16 protein-coding genes are annotated in these 16858 nt (G+C 59.8%); 14 read left to right on the forward strand and 2 right to left on the reverse strand.

What is annotated here, in order from left to right:
• Positions 1-5 precede the first annotated feature (5 nt).
• Entirely contained in the window at positions 6-731 is a 726-nt protein-coding gene (locus ACZ9IU_RS13960; protein ID WP_038543892.1) for a ribonuclease activity regulator RraA, read from the forward strand.
• Between the two features lie 66 nt (positions 732-797).
• On the opposite strand, the gene ACZ9IU_RS13965 is transcribed toward ACZ9IU_RS13960, so the two are convergent.
• Positions 798-2042, reverse strand: a complete 1245-nt coding sequence (locus tag ACZ9IU_RS13965) for an ROK family transcriptional regulator (RefSeq protein ID WP_051899752.1) — start codon at positions 2040-2042, stop codon at positions 798-800.
• Positions 2043-2358: 316 nt separating this feature from the next.
• Between ACZ9IU_RS13965 and ACZ9IU_RS13970 the strand changes: the two genes are divergently transcribed.
• From ACZ9IU_RS13970 to ACZ9IU_RS14030, 13 genes are all read left to right on the forward strand, one after another.
• Positions 2359-3384: a sugar ABC transporter substrate-binding protein gene (locus tag ACZ9IU_RS13970; protein ID WP_038543894.1), complete on the forward strand. Its 1026-nt coding sequence runs from the start codon at positions 2359-2361 to the stop codon at positions 3382-3384.
• A 141-nt stretch (positions 3385-3525) separates the two neighbouring features.
• Positions 3526-4590: an ABC transporter permease gene (locus ACZ9IU_RS13975; RefSeq protein ID WP_038543895.1), complete on the forward strand. Its 1065-nt coding sequence runs from the start codon at positions 3526-3528 to the stop codon at positions 4588-4590.
• 2 nt (positions 4591-4592) lie between these two features.
• Entirely contained in the window at positions 4593-5372 is a 780-nt protein-coding gene (locus ACZ9IU_RS13980) for an ATP-binding cassette domain-containing protein (protein WP_038543897.1), read from the forward strand.
• 692 nt (positions 5373-6064) lie between these two features.
• Positions 6065-6682 (forward strand): HAD-IA family hydrolase, encoded by a 618-nt coding sequence (locus ACZ9IU_RS13985; protein ID WP_051899753.1) that lies wholly within the window; start codon positions 6065-6067, stop codon positions 6680-6682.
• An 18-nt stretch (positions 6683-6700) separates the two neighbouring features.
• On the forward strand, positions 6701-7771 hold the full coding sequence (locus ACZ9IU_RS13990) for an ABC transporter ATP-binding protein (RefSeq protein ID WP_038543901.1): 1071 nt from the start codon (positions 6701-6703) through the stop codon (positions 7769-7771).
• Positions 7772-7813: 42 nt separating this feature from the next.
• Positions 7814-9052 carry an extracellular solute-binding protein gene (locus ACZ9IU_RS13995; protein WP_038543903.1) on the forward strand — a complete coding sequence of 413 codons (1239 nt, stop codon included), beginning with the start codon at positions 7814-7816 and terminating at the stop codon, positions 9050-9052.
• Positions 9053-9110: 58 nt separating this feature from the next.
• Positions 9111-10031, forward strand: coding sequence for a carbohydrate ABC transporter permease (locus ACZ9IU_RS14000; RefSeq protein ID WP_038543905.1), 921 nt, complete (start codon positions 9111-9113; stop codon positions 10029-10031).
• Positions 10028-10891: a carbohydrate ABC transporter permease gene (locus tag ACZ9IU_RS14005; RefSeq protein ID WP_038543907.1), complete on the forward strand. Its 864-nt coding sequence runs from the start codon at positions 10028-10030 to the stop codon at positions 10889-10891. Before ACZ9IU_RS14000 ends, ACZ9IU_RS14005 begins: the two co-directional genes overlap by 4 nt.
• A 573-nt stretch (positions 10892-11464) precedes the next feature.
• Positions 11465-13405 (forward strand): AfsR/SARP family transcriptional regulator, encoded by a 1941-nt coding sequence (locus tag ACZ9IU_RS14010; RefSeq protein WP_038543909.1) that lies wholly within the window; start codon positions 11465-11467, stop codon positions 13403-13405.
• A 95-nt stretch (positions 13406-13500) separates the two neighbouring features.
• Entirely contained in the window at positions 13501-13656 is a 156-nt protein-coding gene (locus ACZ9IU_RS14015) for a hypothetical protein (protein ID WP_173426750.1), read from the forward strand.
• A 265-nt stretch (positions 13657-13921) separates the two neighbouring features.
• Complete coding sequence (locus ACZ9IU_RS14020) at positions 13922-15199, forward strand: YcaO-like family protein (protein ID WP_244447506.1); 1278 nt, start codon at positions 13922-13924, stop codon at positions 15197-15199.
• Positions 15196-15939, forward strand: a complete 744-nt coding sequence (locus tag ACZ9IU_RS14025; RefSeq protein ID WP_038543911.1) for a TfuA-like protein — start codon at positions 15196-15198, stop codon at positions 15937-15939. Before ACZ9IU_RS14020 ends, ACZ9IU_RS14025 begins: the two co-directional genes overlap by 4 nt.
• Positions 15932-16180 carry a hypothetical protein gene (locus ACZ9IU_RS14030; RefSeq protein ID WP_038543913.1) on the forward strand — a complete coding sequence of 83 codons (249 nt, stop codon included), beginning with the start codon at positions 15932-15934 and terminating at the stop codon, positions 16178-16180. Before ACZ9IU_RS14025 ends, ACZ9IU_RS14030 begins: the two co-directional genes overlap by 8 nt.
• Here ACZ9IU_RS14030 and ACZ9IU_RS14035 read toward each other — a convergent pair.
• Complete coding sequence (locus tag ACZ9IU_RS14035) at positions 16177-16623, reverse strand: helix-turn-helix domain-containing protein (RefSeq protein WP_080719177.1); 447 nt, start codon at positions 16621-16623, stop codon at positions 16177-16179. The two genes, ACZ9IU_RS14030 and ACZ9IU_RS14035, sit on opposite strands and share 4 nt — an antisense overlap.
• Positions 16624-16858: the final 235 nt, after the last annotated feature.

Here is a 16858-nt window from a genome sequence, read left to right on the forward strand (position 1 = left end):
AACCCATGACCGACTACGTTCTTTCCGAGACCACGCGCAAGAAATACCAGGGCATCAGCTGCGCGACGATCTGCACCGCGCTCTTCAAGCGTGGACTGCGTAATCAGTTCATCCAGGATGTCCGGCCGCTTTCCCAAAAGCCGCAGAACATGGTCGGTCAGGCCTTCACCCTGCGTTACATCCCTGCACGTGAGGACCTCAACCCGCTTTCCGTGTTCCAGAACCCGCAACATCCGCAGCGCGCCGCCGTCGAGCAGTGCCCGGCCGGCCATGTGATGGTCATGGACAGCCGCAGGGATCCCCGAGCCGCCTCCGCCGGCTCCATCCTTGTGTCGCGCCTGATGGTGCGCGGCGTCGCCGGCGTCGTCACCGATGGCGGATTTCGTGATAGCCCCGAAATTGCCGAACTCGGCATCCGTGCCTATCACAACCGCCCCTCCGCCCCGACCAACCTGACACTCCATCAGGCGCTCGATATCAACGTGCCGATCGGCTGCGGCGACGTCGCGGTCTGGCCGGGCGACGTGGTTGTCGGCGACAATGAAGGCGTTGTTATCGTTCCAGCCGGCATCGCCGACGAGATCGCCGACGAGGTGGTCGAGATGACCGCATTCGAGGATTTCGTCACCGAGGAGGTCTTGAGCGGCCGCTCGATCATCGGCCTCTATCCGGCGACCAGGGAGGAGACCAAGACGGACTTCGCCCGCTGGCGCCAGGCCAAGGGCCGCTGAGGCAACTTCTCCACCGATCAAACGAAACGGCGCCGGGATCAATGGAATCGGCCGACGGCCAGCAGTCTACGAACCTGCCGGCATCTCGCGCAGGTCCTTGAAAAGCACGCTTTGGTCGGTGAGGTATTTGGCAAAGATCGGCAGGCTGGCGCCGCCGATCGCCCGCGCCTGGGAGCCGACCATTCCCTCGATGATATCGGGAATAATGACGCCCTGAAGATCGAGTCGTGCCACCGCCTCGATGGTCGAGGCGACGATCCGTTGCCGCACCCAGGCCGGAAAACCGCCGTCGATCACGGCGGCACCAAAATCGATGATCGAGGCCGCCGCGACGATCGCCTGGGCAAGCGCATTCGCGGTCTGGAAAATCCACAGATCGAGCGGCTCTCCGAAATCGATCCAGTCGTCGGCGGAATACCAGAGCGGCTGCGGATCCAGGTTCCGCTCTTTCAGAAGGTTCTCGAGAACGAAGATCGAGGCGATGTCGAGCAATTGGCGCGTCTCGCCATCCTTGCCACGCACCGGAAGCGGCCCCACCGCGCCGGCGGTTCCGGTCCGGCCGGAAAAAATCGCGGAATTCAGAACGATCCCGCCGCCGATGAACGATCCGATGAAGAAATACACGAAATCCGGATAGGACGGGCCAACGCCGAACACCAGTTCTGCGCCGCAGGCGCTGGTCGCGTCGTTCTGCAGATAGACCGCGTGCTGGACCTTAGCTGCGATTTCCGCCTGCAGATCGAACCCGCGCCAAACCTCCATCGCCCCTTGTGGAGCGCCCACCTCCTCGGCCCAGTTCCAGAGTTCGAAGGGCGCGGCGATCCCGATCCCGGCGATACGGCCGCGCTGTGCCTCATTCAACTGGCCTTCGAGCCGGGCGATGCCGGACGTAATGATCTCGATGATCTTCCCGGGAAGCGGATAGGCATAGGTCTCGTGATATTGCAGCCGGATATGACCGACGAAATCCATCAGCACCAGGTCGGCACTACGCCGGCCGATCTTCACGCCGAACGAATAGGCAGCATCCGGATTGAGACGCATCGGCACCGAAGGCTGCCCCACCCGGCCGCGCACCGGTTCACCGCGCAACAGTAGACCGTCCTTTTCGAGTGCCCGCATGATGACCGAGACGGTCTGGGCGGAAAGCCCGCTGCGTCGCGTGATATCCGCCTTCGACATCGAGCTGTTCAGGCGCACAAGCGAAAGCACGAGCCGCTCGTTATAGGCCCTCACCCGCACCTGATTTGAGCCGCCGGTAAAATTGCCCAGCAGCGCATGGCCTTGCGCCACACTATCCGAAACCGACATGGCTCTTCCTCCCAGAAGCCTTGAACCGACGGAGAAGTCTCATTCGGGAACGCTGGGTATCTTTTTGATATCCCACCCCAATCCCAAAGACGTACCGCACACGGATCGCCAGATTCTGAACCTCCACTTCGGCAAACTATGGCACGAGAAATAAATAATTCAATCGGAATTAATTATTGACAGGCTATTTCAACTCGTTCTTAATTAGGGTGTAAGGGCACAGGACGGCTTGGAGGAGACGCCTGTCGAACTCGGTGGCACCGGTGTCCGAACGTTTGGTCCGCATGGCGGACAATCTTAACTCTGGGAGGAGACCATGAAGAAATCCGTATTGTCCGCCGCATTCGGCGCCCTTGTCCTGGGCGTCGCGTTTTCCGCCCCTGCCCAGGCCGCCGGCGTGTCCGCCTGCCTGATCACCAAGACCGACACCAATCCCTTCTTCGTCAAGATGAAGGAAGGCGCCTCGGCCAAGGCCAAGGAACTCGGCGTGACGCTGAAATCCTATGCCGGTAAGATCGACGGCGACAGCGAAAGCCAGGTCGCAGCCATCGAAAGCTGCATCGCCGACGGCGCCAAGGGCATTCTCATCACCGCGTCCGACACCAAGGGCATCGTGCCGACTGTCAAGAAGGCCCGGGATGCCGGCGTCCTCGTCATCGCCCTCGACACCCCGCTCGACCCGATCAACGCCGCCGACGCCACCTTCGCCACCGACAATCTTCTTGCCGGCAAGCTGATCGGCCAGTGGGCCAAGGAAACCATGGGCGACAAGGCCAAGGATGCCAAGGTCGGCTTCCTGGATCTGACCCCGGACCAGCCGACCGTCGACGTTTTGCGCGACCAGGGCTTCATGATCGGCTTTGGCATCGATCCCAAGAACCCGGACAAGATCGGTGACGAAACCGACAAGCGCATCGTCGGCCACGACGTGACCAACGGCAACGAGGAAGGCGGCCGCAAGGCCATGGAAAACCTTCTCCAGAAAAATTCCGGCATCAACGTCATCCACACGATCAACGAGCCCGCCGCCGTCGGTGCCTACCAGGCCCTGAAAGCTGTCGGCATGGAAAAGAACGTGCTGATCGTCTCGGTCGACGGCGGTTGCCCGGGCGTCAAGTCGGTCAAGGAAGGCGTGATCGGCGCCACCTCGCAGCAATATCCGCTGCTGATGGCATCGCTCGGCATCGAGGCGATCAAGAAGTTCGCCGACACCAAGGAAAAGCCGAAGCCGACCGAAGGCAAGTCCTTCTTTGACACCGGCGTCTCGCTGGTCACCGACAAACCTGTTTCCGGCGTCAAGTCGATCGACGTCAAGGAAGGTACGGCTAAGTGCTGGGGTTGATCCTCATCAGATAGCCCCATTCCGGCCGGGGCGAAATCCCCGGCCATTTTCGACCAGCGATACGCCGCTGGGAAGCAACCGGCGAAGACCGGGCGAACTCAACGGATGGTTCCTGCGCATTCGGCGCGCGGAGGAGGAAACATGAGTGGAACACAGGAATTCGAGCGTGTTCTCGACGGCAGCGACAAAAGCGTTGCCTCGTTCGAGAGCCAGGACGTCTCTCTCTTAAAACGCGCGCAGCATTTTCTGCATTCGACACCCGCTGCCGTGCCGCTGATCGTACTGATCCTGTCCATCATCATCTTCGGCATCGCCATCGGCGGACGGTTCTTCTCGTCCTATACGCTGACGCTGATCCTTCAGCAGATCGCGGTGGTCGGTATTCTCGGCTCCGCCCAGACGCTGATCATCCTCACCGCCGGCATCGATCTTTCGATCGGGGTGGTGATGGTGATATCGGCCGTCATCATGGGCAATTTCGCCGTTACCTACGGTATGCCCGCGGGCATCGCAATCCTTGTCGGGCTGATCACCGGCGGCATCTGCGGCTTCTTCAACGGGTTCCTTGTCGCGGTCATGAGGCTGCCGCCGTTCATCGTGACGCTCGGCTCCTGGAACATCATCATGGCGACGAATTTCATCTATTCCGCCAACGAGACGATCCGCGACACCGACGTGGATGAAAAGGCGCCGCTCCTCCATCTCTTCGCTCTCAATTTCAAGGTAGGCAGCGCCATCCTGACACTTGGTGTCATCGCCATGGTCCTGCTCGTGGCAGTGCTCTGGTACATCCTCAACCATACGGCCTGGGGAAGGCATGTTTACGCCGTCGGTGACGACCCGGAAGCAGCAAAACTCTCCGGCATCCAGACCCGCAAGGTTTTGCTCAGCGTCTACACGATCGCCGGGATCATCGCCGCCTTCGCCGCCTGGGTTTCGATCGGCCGCAACGGTTCAATATCCCCCTCCTCCGCCGTGACCGACTATAACCTGCAGGCAATCACCGCAACGGTGATCGGTGGCATCTCGCTGTTCGGCGGCCGCGGCTCCATCCTCGGCACGCTGTTCGGCGCCATGCTCGTCGGCGTCATGTCGATGGGGCTCAACATGCTCGGCGCCGATCCTCAATGGAAAGTCATGCTGACCGGCTGGCTCATCATCGCCGCCGTCGCCATCGATCAGTGGATCAGAAAGGTCTCGGTGTAATCATGAGTGTCGAACCCATCCTCACAGCCCGCGGCCTGGTCAAGCGTTACGGACGCGTGACCGCTCTCGACAACGCCGATTTCGATCTCTACCCCGGTGAAATCCTCGCCGTCATCGGCGACAACGGTGCCGGCAAATCCTCGCTGATCAAGGCGATCTCCGGCGCGGTGCGGCCCGACGAGGGTGAAATCACCCTGGAAGGCCGGCCGGTGCACTTCAAGTCGCCGCTCGAAGCCCGCGATGCGGGCATCGAAACCGTCTACCAGAACCTCGCGCTCTCACCGGCGCTATCCATCGCCGACAACATGTTTCTCGGGCGCGAAATCCGCAAACCGGGCGTGCTCGGTCAGTGGTTCCGCATGCTCGACCGACCGACCATGGAAAAGCAGGCTCGAGACAAGCTTACCGAACTCGGGCTGATGACGATCCAGAACATCAACCAGGCCGTCGAGACCCTGTCTGGCGGGCAGCGTCAGGGCGTTGCGGTGGCCCGGGCCGCCGCCTTCGGTTCCAAGGTCATCATCCTCGACGAACCAACCGCCGCACTCGGCGTCAAGGAAAGCCGGAAAGTTCTGGAGCTTATCCTCGACGTGCGCTCGCGCGGCATTCCGATTGTGCTCATCTCGCACAACATGCCGCATGTGTTCGAAGTGGCCGACCGTATCCATATTCATCGGCTTGGACGACGGCTGACCGTGATCGATCCGAAAGAATACACGATGTCCGACGCCGTCGCCTTCATGACCGGCGCCAAGGCGCCCGCCCAGCCCGTCGCGGCGTAACGATCGCCCCGACTAAGCTCCCGTCGGAGCCGTCCTCCGGTCGCCTAGTCCAAGAGATACAGGCGATCGGGTACCCCCACGATAATATCCCGTCGCCCTCTCCACCGCGGCCCGCTCGCGGCGGAGGGCGATTGCATTGTGCTGCGGACCTTGAGAAGCAGCCGTGCCCCCTGGCCAGCCCGACTGTAGTGGTCCCGGCATGGCTACAGGCCATTCTCACACACGACGTCTGCCACGAACACCACCGACGACCGTCCTGCCGCTAACATCCGAGCGGCCGCGCTTCCCCAACACAATCAACCGCCTGCCATTATGATGCCGGCCACCCCGATATCGGTCTTTCCGCCGATCGTTCGATCGGCGATCCTTGTGACCAAAACGATTACGATAGAAAATTCCCATCAGTAAAAACATAAAGAATTTTATATTCCATTCCGCCACGCGGCATTGCCGTTGCGAGATGACCGACTCACCCGCAAATCAGGCGTATTTCTAAGGCCTTATCGCCTGCGGCTCATTACATCCCGCACCAATACCCATAGTAGATCCCCGACCAAAATGAAGCGAAGGCGGCAACACCCTGTTGAAAACATTCGATACGAATAAAAAATTCCATACTTAATTGACAGGGCGGAATTATCTAATAAGTTGTTAACACTTAAGGGATGAGGGAGTGGTGCTGGAACCGGCTCATGAAGAAACGCGAAAAGCTCTTCATTTTTGATATTGGCGGCGTGTTCGTGAAGCTCGATCCGGCTTCCCGTGACCGCGCGGTATCGAAGCCCGGCGGCGCAGGTCCGTCCCTGCGGTATGGCGACGTTCCGGAGGCGATCTTCCGCGATTTTCGGCTGGGGCGGTCGACGGAGCCCGATTACGTGCAGGCGCTCGCCGGAATATTCGGCGTGCCGACCGAAAGCGTCTATGAAGCCGAACATGCATATGTCGCCGAAGGTTTTGACGAATTCATCGGCTTCGTCCGCAAGCTCAAGGAAAATCATCGCGTCGTCTGCCTCAGCAACAATCAGGCGATCCACTGGCGCTATATCAGCGACAACCTCCTGGGCGCTGGTTATTTCGATCACGAATACCTCTCCCAGGACATGGGCCTTGAAAAACCGGACCGGATGATTTTTCAGGCGGTGTCGGAAGTCGAAGGATGTTCGGAAAAGGACGTCATCTTCATCGACGACATCGAGGAAAACGTCGTGGCGGCACACGAGCTAGGATGGCAGAATTGCATCCTTCATCGCGATCCGTTTGAAACGGCTGAATTGCTCACGGCACTTGCCGCCGAGCACACTTTGAATTGACGAGTACGGAGTTTCGGCATGGCTCGAATGACCCTCAGCGGCATCAAGAAAAGCTTCAAATCCGTCGACGTGCTGCACGGTATCGACCTCCAGATTTCCGACAGGGAATTCGTCGTTTTCGTCGGCCCGTCGGGATGCGGAAAATCGACGCTGCTGAGATTGATCGCGGGCCTCGATACGATCAGTTCCGGTGAGTTTCACCTCGACGACCGCCGGATGAACGACGTCGCCCCGTCGCGCCGCGGCATCGCCATGGTGTTTCAGTCCTATGCGCTCTATCCGCATATGGATGTCTATGAAAACATGGCTTTTGGCGCACGGCTGATGGGCCTTGAGAAAGACGAAGTCGAAAAGCGCATCGACGAAGCCTCCAAGATGCTGCGGCTCGATCCGCTGCTGAAGCGCAAGCCCCGCGAACTTTCCGGCGGCCAGCGCCAGCGCGTTGCGATCGGCCGCGCGCTGGTCAGAAAGCCGAAGGTCCTGCTTCTCGACGAGCCGCTTTCCAACTTGGATGCGGCGCTGCGCTCCGACGTGCGCCTGGAGATCGCCAGGCTCCATCGCGAGATCGGCGGCACCACCATCTATGTCACCCACGATCAGGTCGAGGCGATGACGCTTGCCGACCGGATCGTCGTGATGAACAACGGCAAGGTCGAACAGTTCGGCAGCCCGCGCGAACTTTACGAACGGCCGGCCAACACGTTCGTCGCGACCTTCATCGGCTCGCCCCGAATGTCGCTTCTCAACGTTGAACGCGACAGCAACAATCTCGGGCTTACCGGATCGGGATCGGTCAATGTTTCCCGCCTGCCGCAATCCGACGAGCGCGATCTCGTGATCGGCGTCCGGCCGGATGCGATGACGGTCTCCACGGACGAAAGCACTGAGGGTTTCAAGGGCAGCGTCGTCTACACGGAATATCTGGGCGAGAACACCTATGTGTACGTGCGCCTCGGCGACGGCACGCTGGTCGGCATCCGGTCCTCGGCCTCGGTCGACCTGCCTCCGGACACGCCGGTCGTCATCACGGTGGCTTCAGAGGAAATCCACTATTTCAGTCGCGCAACGAGGGAGAGGTTGGCGGCCTGAAAGCACTTTCGTCTCCTATAAATACCAAGAGGATGGAACCAGATGAAAAAGCTAGTTTGCAGCACGATAGTAGCCTTGGGAGCCTTGGCGACGGCCTTGCCGGCAATGGCGCAGGAATTGACCTTCTGGAGCTGGCGGCAGGAAGATAAGGCCCAGTACCAGAAATTTATCTCCGCTTTCGAGACGAAGAACCCGGGCATCACAGTCAAGTTCGAAACGTTCGAAGCGACGAACTACAACACGATCCTGTCGACCGCGCTTGCTGGCGGTTCGGGACCCGACCTGATGTTCACCCGCACCTATGGCGGCATGGAAACGATCGCGAGCGGTGGCTATCTTCTGGCTCTGGACAAGACCAATGTCCCGGCCCTCTCGACCTTCACCGCGCCGGCGCTCGCCTCGGAGACGATGCGTTCGAACAAGACCACCTACGCCGTACCCTTTGCCAGCCAGACCATGCTGGTGATTTACAACAAGGATATCTTCGACAAGAACGGCTTGAGCGAGCCGCAGAGCTGGGATGACTTCATCAAGGCATCCGAAAAGCTGAAGGCTGCCGGCGTCATGCCGTTTGCCAACGGCACGGCAACCGCCTGGCAGAACGAAGTCGTGGTCGGCGGCCTCGTATCCTCGATCATGGGCCGCGGCTTCTACGACGACCTGATGGCCGGCAAGGCGGACTTCACAGACAAGCGTTATGTCGGGGCACTCACCAAGCTCAAGGAAATCACCAAATATTTCCCGGACGGCTTCATCGGTCTTGATTATGCTTCCGCCCAGCAGCTCTTCTCATCGGGCATGGCCGGTATGTTTGTCGGCGGCTCCTACGAGCTTGCCAACTTCAAGAAGCAGAACCCAAACATGAAGATGGGCATCTTCGCGGCTCCGGGCCTGAAGGCCGAGGACGAGAAGCTCGTCGCCCTCTATTTCGACGGCGGTTATGCGGCCAACGCCAAGGGCAAGAACAAGGAAGCTTCGGTCAAGTTCCTGAACTTCCTCGCCAGCCAGGAATTCGGCCAGATGTTCGCCAACGACCTGAACAACATCTCGGCAGTACCCGGCGTGACGTTCAAGGACCCGCTGCTTGGCGAAGTCGCCGACCTCAACAAGCACTCGATCCCCTATCTGATGCTGGTCCATTTCCGTTACGGCGAGCCGTCCGGTTCGGTCCTGCTGCAGAGCGAGATCCAGAAGCTGCTTGGCGGCAAGGCGACCCCGGAAGAGGTCGGCAAGAACCTGACGACCGGCCTTGCGAACTGGTACGCCCCGTTCAAGAAGTGACCTCAAGCGGCGGGACGGTTTTACAAGCCGCCCCGCCTCCAATCTCAAGAGAGTTGTAATGCCCGGATCGCCCCTTGTTTCGCGAAGGCTCTGGATTTCGGCCCTGATTGTGCCGCCGCTTGCCTTCGTAGCGCTGTTTGTCGTCTACCCGATCATCTCGGCCTTCGCCTATGCCTTTTTCCATTGGAACGGGCTGGCGCGCGGCGAATTCGTCGGTTTCGCAAACTTCTACAAGGTGCTGTTCACCCAGCCTTATGCCGATTGGACCGTCAACGCGTTCCTTCACAACGTCTGGGTCTTCTTTGCGCTGATGGTGCTGCAGAACGGCGTCGGATTCCTGCTCGCCTACTGTCTCTGGCGCGAGCTGCCGGGTGCTGCCTTCCACCGGATTTCCGTCTTCCTGCCGGTCGTACTGTCGACCATCATCGTTGGCTTTCTCTGGAAGCTCTTCCTTCATCCGCTTTTCGGCGTGGTCAACATCTCGTTCCGCGGGCTGGGCCTTGGCGGACTTGCCCAGCCCTGGCTGGGTCAGGATTCCACCGCGCTCTGGTCGTTGATATTCGCCAATGCGTGGCACATGGTCGGCTTCCCGACGCTGGTCTTCCTCGCAGGCATGCAGCGCATTCCGGGTGAAATCCTCGATGCCGTTCGCATGGAAACCGAAAGCGAGTGGACCAAGATCACCAAGATCGTCTGGCCGCTGGTGGCGCCAAGCGCCACGGTCGTCTTCACGCTTCTTTTCGTCGGCAGCTTCAACTGGTTCGAGATTCCTTACGTGATGGTCGGCCTTGAAGGCTCTCCGCACGGCGCAACCGATGTGCTCGGGCTCTATTTCTACCGCACCGCCTTCGGCAACATGTCCGGCTCGGGCCAGGATTTCGGCGCCGGCAGCGCGCTTGCCGTGCTGATCTTCGTCTTCATCGCGCTGGTGGCCGGCGTCATCACCTTCAAGCTGCGGGCCAGGGAAATCCAGATATGAGCACTGCTTCGCAAAGCTATTACGATCGGCGCGGCATGCTCGCCACGCTCGGCAAGGATGGGCTGATCCAGATCATCCTGATCCTGAATACGGTGGTGATGCTCGCTCCCATCGTCATCATGCTGTTTGCCGCGTTCAAGACCAATGCGCAGATCTTCCAGTCGCCGTTCGGCATCCCGGATTTCTCCAACCTTGCCAACATCGTCAAGATCTGGAGCCAGACCAACTTCCTGCGCTATCTCCTGAATTCGGTGATCGTCACCGGCGCGTCGATCGTCGTGATCCTGACGCTCGGGACGATGGCGGCCTATGCGGTCGGTCGCTACAAGTTCCGGGGATCGAGCTTCGTGCTGATGTTCTTCCTGGCCGGACTGACGCTTCCCCTGAAGCTCGCGATCATCCCGCTCTTCATCCTGATGCGCGATCTCGGCATCCTGAACACGCAGCTGTCGCTGATCGTCATCTATGTGGCGATGGGCCTGCCGACCACCGTCTTCATCATGACCGGCTTCATCGCCACGCTTCCGAACGAACTTGAGGACGCGGCCCGCATGGACGGCGCCAGCGAACCGCGGATCATGTGGTCGATCATGCTGCCGCTGGTGCGGCCGGCCCTGGTGATCGCCGGCATTCAGAACGTCGTGCCGATCTGGAACGACTTCTTCTTCCCGCTGATCTTCATCCAGAAGGACAACCTGAAGACCCTGCCGCAAGGCCTCACGACCTTCATGGGCGAATACACGACAGATTGGGGCGTGCTGTTCGCGGGGCTTCTGTTGTCCTCGGCGCCGGTCATCATCGTCTACATCATCCTGTCCCGCCAGTTCATCAACGGCATGACGGCGGGAGCAGTGAAGTAGGGAGGTCAAGAACCACGCTTGGAATGTCCATTGAACGCAGGGACCGTGAATATGGCAAGTTGAACGCGGATCGATGTGCTGTTATGCACGTCTCGGATGCGGCTCGCACCCGCAACACCATAAAACAATCGCAACCCTGTAGCGGTTCAAGACGTTCAGCGGTAAAAGCAGATTCATGAACGACAACGTCATCAAATTCCGACGCCCGGAACCGCCGCCGCGAGAGCCGAATCCGTTGCTACGCAAGTTGGCAGTTGTTGCAGCCGTGATCGTATGCCTTGTTCTCGCCTGGGCGTACTTCCAGTTCCTCGGAAGCCCGGCGTAACCCTGAGCTCATCCGGCCCGACCGAGGCCGATATCCTGATGTCGGTCGAGCAAATATCTTACAACCTGCTTCCGACCTGCGGCGGCGGATGAAAACGCGTCTTCGACGAGAGCAATACAACGTAATTTGCCGAAGCGGGTTTCGTACTTGGAGCTTATTAGCTCAGCAGTATCAGAAATGAATGTACAGACCGTCCCCATAACGATACATATTTTCTACAACAACGCGTAGTTCCGAACAGCAATACAATGCTCGAAAATACGATGCTCCAAATCCGGTTGCTCGGTCGCCCCTCGCTTGAGTTGGACGGCGTGAGCATCGCGCTGCCGGAAAAAGCCTATTTTCTATTTGCTGTCGTTGCGATGGCGCCCAGATTGACGGTCGACCGCGAAACGATACGGCGGCTGCTCTGGCCTTCCCATGATGCGGAAAAACGCGCCAACAGCCTGCGTCAGCTTCTGGCACGCATCGCCAAGGCGGTCGGACCGGACGCCCCGGCCATCCTCGTCAACGACGAAGAAACGCTGCGGCTTGATTGCGATCGGTTCACGGTTGATCTCCTCGCCTTGATGGAGGCGGCACCGTTAGACGAGGATAAATGGGACCTTGTTCATGGCGAACTGCTCGAAGCCGTCGAGGCTCCGACCGGCGGAGCGGAGGACTGGCTTCTGGACGCGCGGCGCAAGGTCGGTGACTGGCGACTGAGCCACATCGAAAGCCTGCTCGCGATATCGTCCCACCAGCAGTCCTCGTCACTACCCTTGCTTGCCAACCGCCTGATCGAACTGGATGCCTCTCACGAGGGCGCCGCGCGAGCCCTGATGAAGTATCACGTCAGCCATGGTGACTTCGCCGCCGCTCGTCAGGCTTATAGCCGATGCCGGGACCAGCTGAGGGCGGATTATGGCACGCCGCCGACACCGGAGACGGTTGGGCTCGCCCACGAACTCGGCATCCTCAGCCGGCCGGGTTCTGACCGTACGCCCGAAGCGGAGGAACGCCCAAGGGGTGTCATGCCGGCACAGCCGCGCGTGGTGATCCTGCCGCCCGAGACCATCGTCCAGGACGCACTGGTGCAGCGCCTCGGCAGAGCTCTTTTGGAAGACGTCACGATCGGCCTCAGCCACCAACGTGTTTTCAAGATCATCGCCGCCCATACGAGTTTCGAACTGCTCAATCGATCGGGCGATCCCAATCAACGCCAATCGGCCCTCAGCGACCTTCAGTTCGACTATTCCGTATTCGTGACGATCCAGGGGGAAGGCGACGAGATTTTTGCGACCTGCAGGCTGACGCGGGTGGGCACCGGCGAAGTGCTCTGGGCCATCAACCTGCCGCTCGACGTCCAGCAGATGAGAGCATCTTTCAGTCAGTTGGCACGGCGCATCTCGATGTCGCTGACCGATGTCATCGAACGGCATGAAATCGCCAGGTCCCTGGATGACGTCGACCCCTCTGCCTACCGCCTTTACCTCGAAGGAAAGCGCTATCTGTCCGGCACGGACCTGCCGCATCTGCGTCAGGCGCGCAAATGGTTCAAGTCGGCGGTCAAGCGGTGTGACAGTTTTTCGCCGGCGCATGCCGGAATTTCGCGGTCGCTCGGCATGGAATGGCTGGTTCGCGGCATGAAGGACAACGAGCTACTGGATGTCGCCAATCAATCCGCCCGCGCATCCCGCGATCTCGATCCCGGCAGCGGCCGCGCTTTCCGCGAGCTCGGCTTCATCTCGCTTTATCGCCGACGTTTCGACGAAAGCCTGGACCTTTTTCAGGAGGCTCAGAACCTTAATCCGAGCGACGCGGACGTGCTGATAGATTATTCGGACGCTCTGTCGCATGCCGGCGACCTGGACAAGGCTCTCGATCTCGGGCTCGCCGCCTTCAAGCTGAACCCTCTGCCGCCGGATTATTACTACTGGATACTGGGCTCCACCCATTACGTGCGCCAGGAATATTCAAAAGCGATCGATACGATCGACCCGGTCCGCAGCAAACACGCCACCGCGCGGCTGCTTGCCGCCAGTCACGCGATGGCAGGCGACATGCCGGCCGCGCGTAGATATGCGGCGATCGTCCGGGAAAACTTCCCCGATTTCCGGAGCGAAGATATCCGTTACTTCGTGCCTGACCGCGACCCGGCGCATGCCGAGCTGCTCATTCACGGCCTCAGGCTCGCCGGGCTGCCGTAAAAAGGCGTGAAAATGCCTGTCACGCTGGAATAACACCCGGTGTGGTCCTTTCTCTACGCAACGCAGCACAAGCTGCCTATTAGCGGAGAGAAAGCATGGAAACGAAGTTCAAGACATCCAAGCCGGTCGAAACCACTACCTCTGCCCCGACGTTGCGGTTTTCCGCCGCTGCCGAAGCCGTGCTTGGCGGCCGGACCGAGATTGCCGCGAACGCGCTCTCTCAGGTCACGCATGCAATGAGATATCAGTAATGAGCCTGGAAGCCCAAGGGGCCGACGGCTGCCTTGGGCTTGACCACCAGCCGCCAAGCAAAAGATCATTCAAGTAGCCACACAAGCCCCCTAAACAAGCCTGTCACGCCCAAGTCACGGTGCCTTTGGTTTCTTCTGCACTAGAGACCCTTGGAGAGGACGAATCGACGGGATGAGTTCGGCATCGGAACCACTTTTGCAGACCCGGCAGTCGCCCGCCCAATCTCATTCGAGGTCAGGGTCCTTCGAAATTTGGCAGCCGGAAATGATGATGCAGATCCAGTCATCGACGCAGACGATCCAGAAATTCGCAGCCTCCCTCACGCAGAGGGAGCAGGGTTTCAGCACGTATCATGACCGGCGCGTGTCGCCGGCGGAAACCTTCGACGCGATCAGCCCGTTTTTCAGAGATCTCGGCATTACCCGGGTCGGCTTCCTGACCGGCCTCGACCGGGTCGGCATTCCCGTCGCCTTTGCGACGCGGCCCAACAGCTACACTCTCTCCGTCTTCCAGGGCAAAGGCGTCGATACCGATGCGGCGCGCACCTCGGCCGCCATGGAAGCCCTGGAGACACGGGTTGCCGAGGTCGAACCGGCATCGCTCACCTGGGCGACCGTCAACGACGTCGCCGGCTCTGCCGCGGGTATGATCGACCTTCATTCGACCGCACGGTGCGTGCCCTCCGAAATCGGCGACCGTCAGATACCCTGGGTCACCGGTATCGACATCCTCTCCGGCAATCAGATCATGGTGCCCTGGTGGCTCGCCGGGATGGATCACCGAGGCGAACGGCCTGCAGGGTTCGAGCAGTCCAGCGATGGCCTCGCATCCGGAAACACCCATGCGGAGGCACTCCTGCACGGGCTGTGCGAACTCGTCGAGCGCGATGCCTGGACCCTTGTCCAGCTCAAATCCGAGGACGAATTGAATGCCTGCCTCGTCGATCCGGCCAGCGTCGAGGATGCCGTGCTCGACCTCATGGTCAGCCGCCTTCGCAATGCGGGCATGCAGCTCCTTCTCCTCGACATGACGACAGACCTCCAGGTTCCGGCATTTCTGGCCGTGCTTATCCCGGACGCCACGGCCAAGCGATCAGACCCGCGCTGGAGCCAGATTTGCGGCGGCTGCGGCTGCCATCCCGACCCGGTGCGCGCAATGCTGCGCGCCATAACCGAAGCAGCACAGAGCCGCCTGACCGCGATTGCCGGCAGCCGCGACGATTTTTCGCCCCGCATCTATCAGCACATACGGGCGGATAACGCTCTCAGCCGCCTGGTCGCCCTGTCGTCGCTGGACAGGCGCCCGGTCCAGTATCGCGAGCTTGACGCAACCCGCCACTCCATCAACGGCACGATCGATCACATACTCGGTCGTCTCAGACTTGCCGGCATCAGGCAGGTGGTTGCGGTTCCCATGCAGGATGCCGGGCTCCCCGTTTCGGTCGTCCGGGTCATCGTTCCCGGCCTGGAAGTCGAACTTTCCGGACAATATTTGCAGCTCGGTATCCGCGCTGCAAATGCCATAAGGAGGTCACGGCATTGAAAGTCGTTTTCGTCGGGCCGAGCCTCGGGTCATCGACCCGCCAGATGAAACAGCGATTCCCGTCGCTGACCTTCCGCGGACCTGCTGCCCGCGGCGACATCCTGAAGGCGGTCGAGGACGGCGCCACGGCGATCGCACTGATCGACGGCTATTTCGGCGAGTCCGCCTCCGTGTGGCACAAGGAGATCCTTTATGCGCTGAGCCGCGATGTCTCCATCGGCGGCGGATCGAGCATGGGAGCGTTGCGCGCTGCCGAATGCGAGGCATTCGGAATGATCGGCATCGGCCGGATATATTCTGACTATGCCGCCGGGCGGCTGATCGACGACGAGGCCGTGGCATTGATTCACGGCCCTGAGGAGCTCGGATGGATGCCGCTCTCGGTGCCGCGCGTCGACTACGAGGCAACGATCCGCAAGCTTGGGCGGATGGGACTCATTTCAGCTGCCGAGCGGGAACGGTTTTTTCTCGCTGCCAATTTCATGCACTACACCGAGCGGACCTATCAGGCCATTCTCGAACGATGCGAGTTCAGTGATCCTCAGCGTAGTGCGGTGATCCTTCACGACATTAAACGCCACAAGGTGGAATTGAAACGTGAGGATGCGAGGGCCGTTCTCGTTTGGCTCAACGGCATTACCAGTTCCCGTAAACACTCCAAATGGACGTTCGCACAGACCGCCCATTGGGAAAAACTGCGCGACGAGATGGACTCGTCGCAAGGATCCATGAATGATTGATCTCGCCCACGACGTCGCCAGTGACGAATATGCCCGCCTGTTCCGCATGCTTTCCGCGGTCAACAAGGAGGCGGAATCGCTTCAGCTCTCCACGGTCGTCCACTTGACGAACATGGCTCTCCTTCAACTCTCGCTCGATTGGGAGGGCGTCAGCCCCGAAAACGAGAGGAGCGTGAAGCTGAATGCGATATTCCGCAGCAAGACGAAGATAGCCCTCGATGAGGACGGTCCCAGGACTTAAGCGTCAGGGGCCGCCGATCGGGCCGGCTGTCTTTCGATATCGTCCAGAAGCGCTTCCGCCTCGAATTCCCTTGCAACAACCGCCTGAACCAATTCCAGGATGCGTTTGCGAAGAACCGGTTTGGAAATGCTCATGAAGGCGGTGCTCATCAGCAGCGCTTCATGGGTGAAATCGAACTGCGGGTCTTCGAGCTGATTGTCGTTCGACGGTTCGACTGTCGGAATCCGATCGAAGAACGCCACCATCTCGATCTTCAGCGCGGTCGCGATCTCCACCAGTTTGCCGACTGCAATCCGGTTGATGCCGTTTTCATATTTCTGAAGCTGCTGAGATGTGATGCCCACATGGTGGGCAAGTTGCGGCTGCGTAAGTTTTTTCTCTCGCCTGTAGAGGCGGATCCGCTTTCCAACCTCTCTGTCGGCGGCATTCGGTGCTTTGCTCACTGCGGGACCATCTCTTTGGCACTAGGATACTGACGTGTTATTCGTATCCTATCATCGATAAGTTGCCGAGTACCCCTGCAAGCATTTTCTATCTTGAGTGGATAATTAAGTAAACGTCCACCATAAATCAGGCCTTCGCAAAGTCTTGGCCCCAAATCGATGCTTCGGTTCGGGCGACGGACTTGACGATTGCAAATTCAATAGAATTGCCGTGCGTTTTGGCGTTGCCTTTTCG

This window comes from Mesorhizobium sp. USDA 4132 (assembly GCF_056279545.1).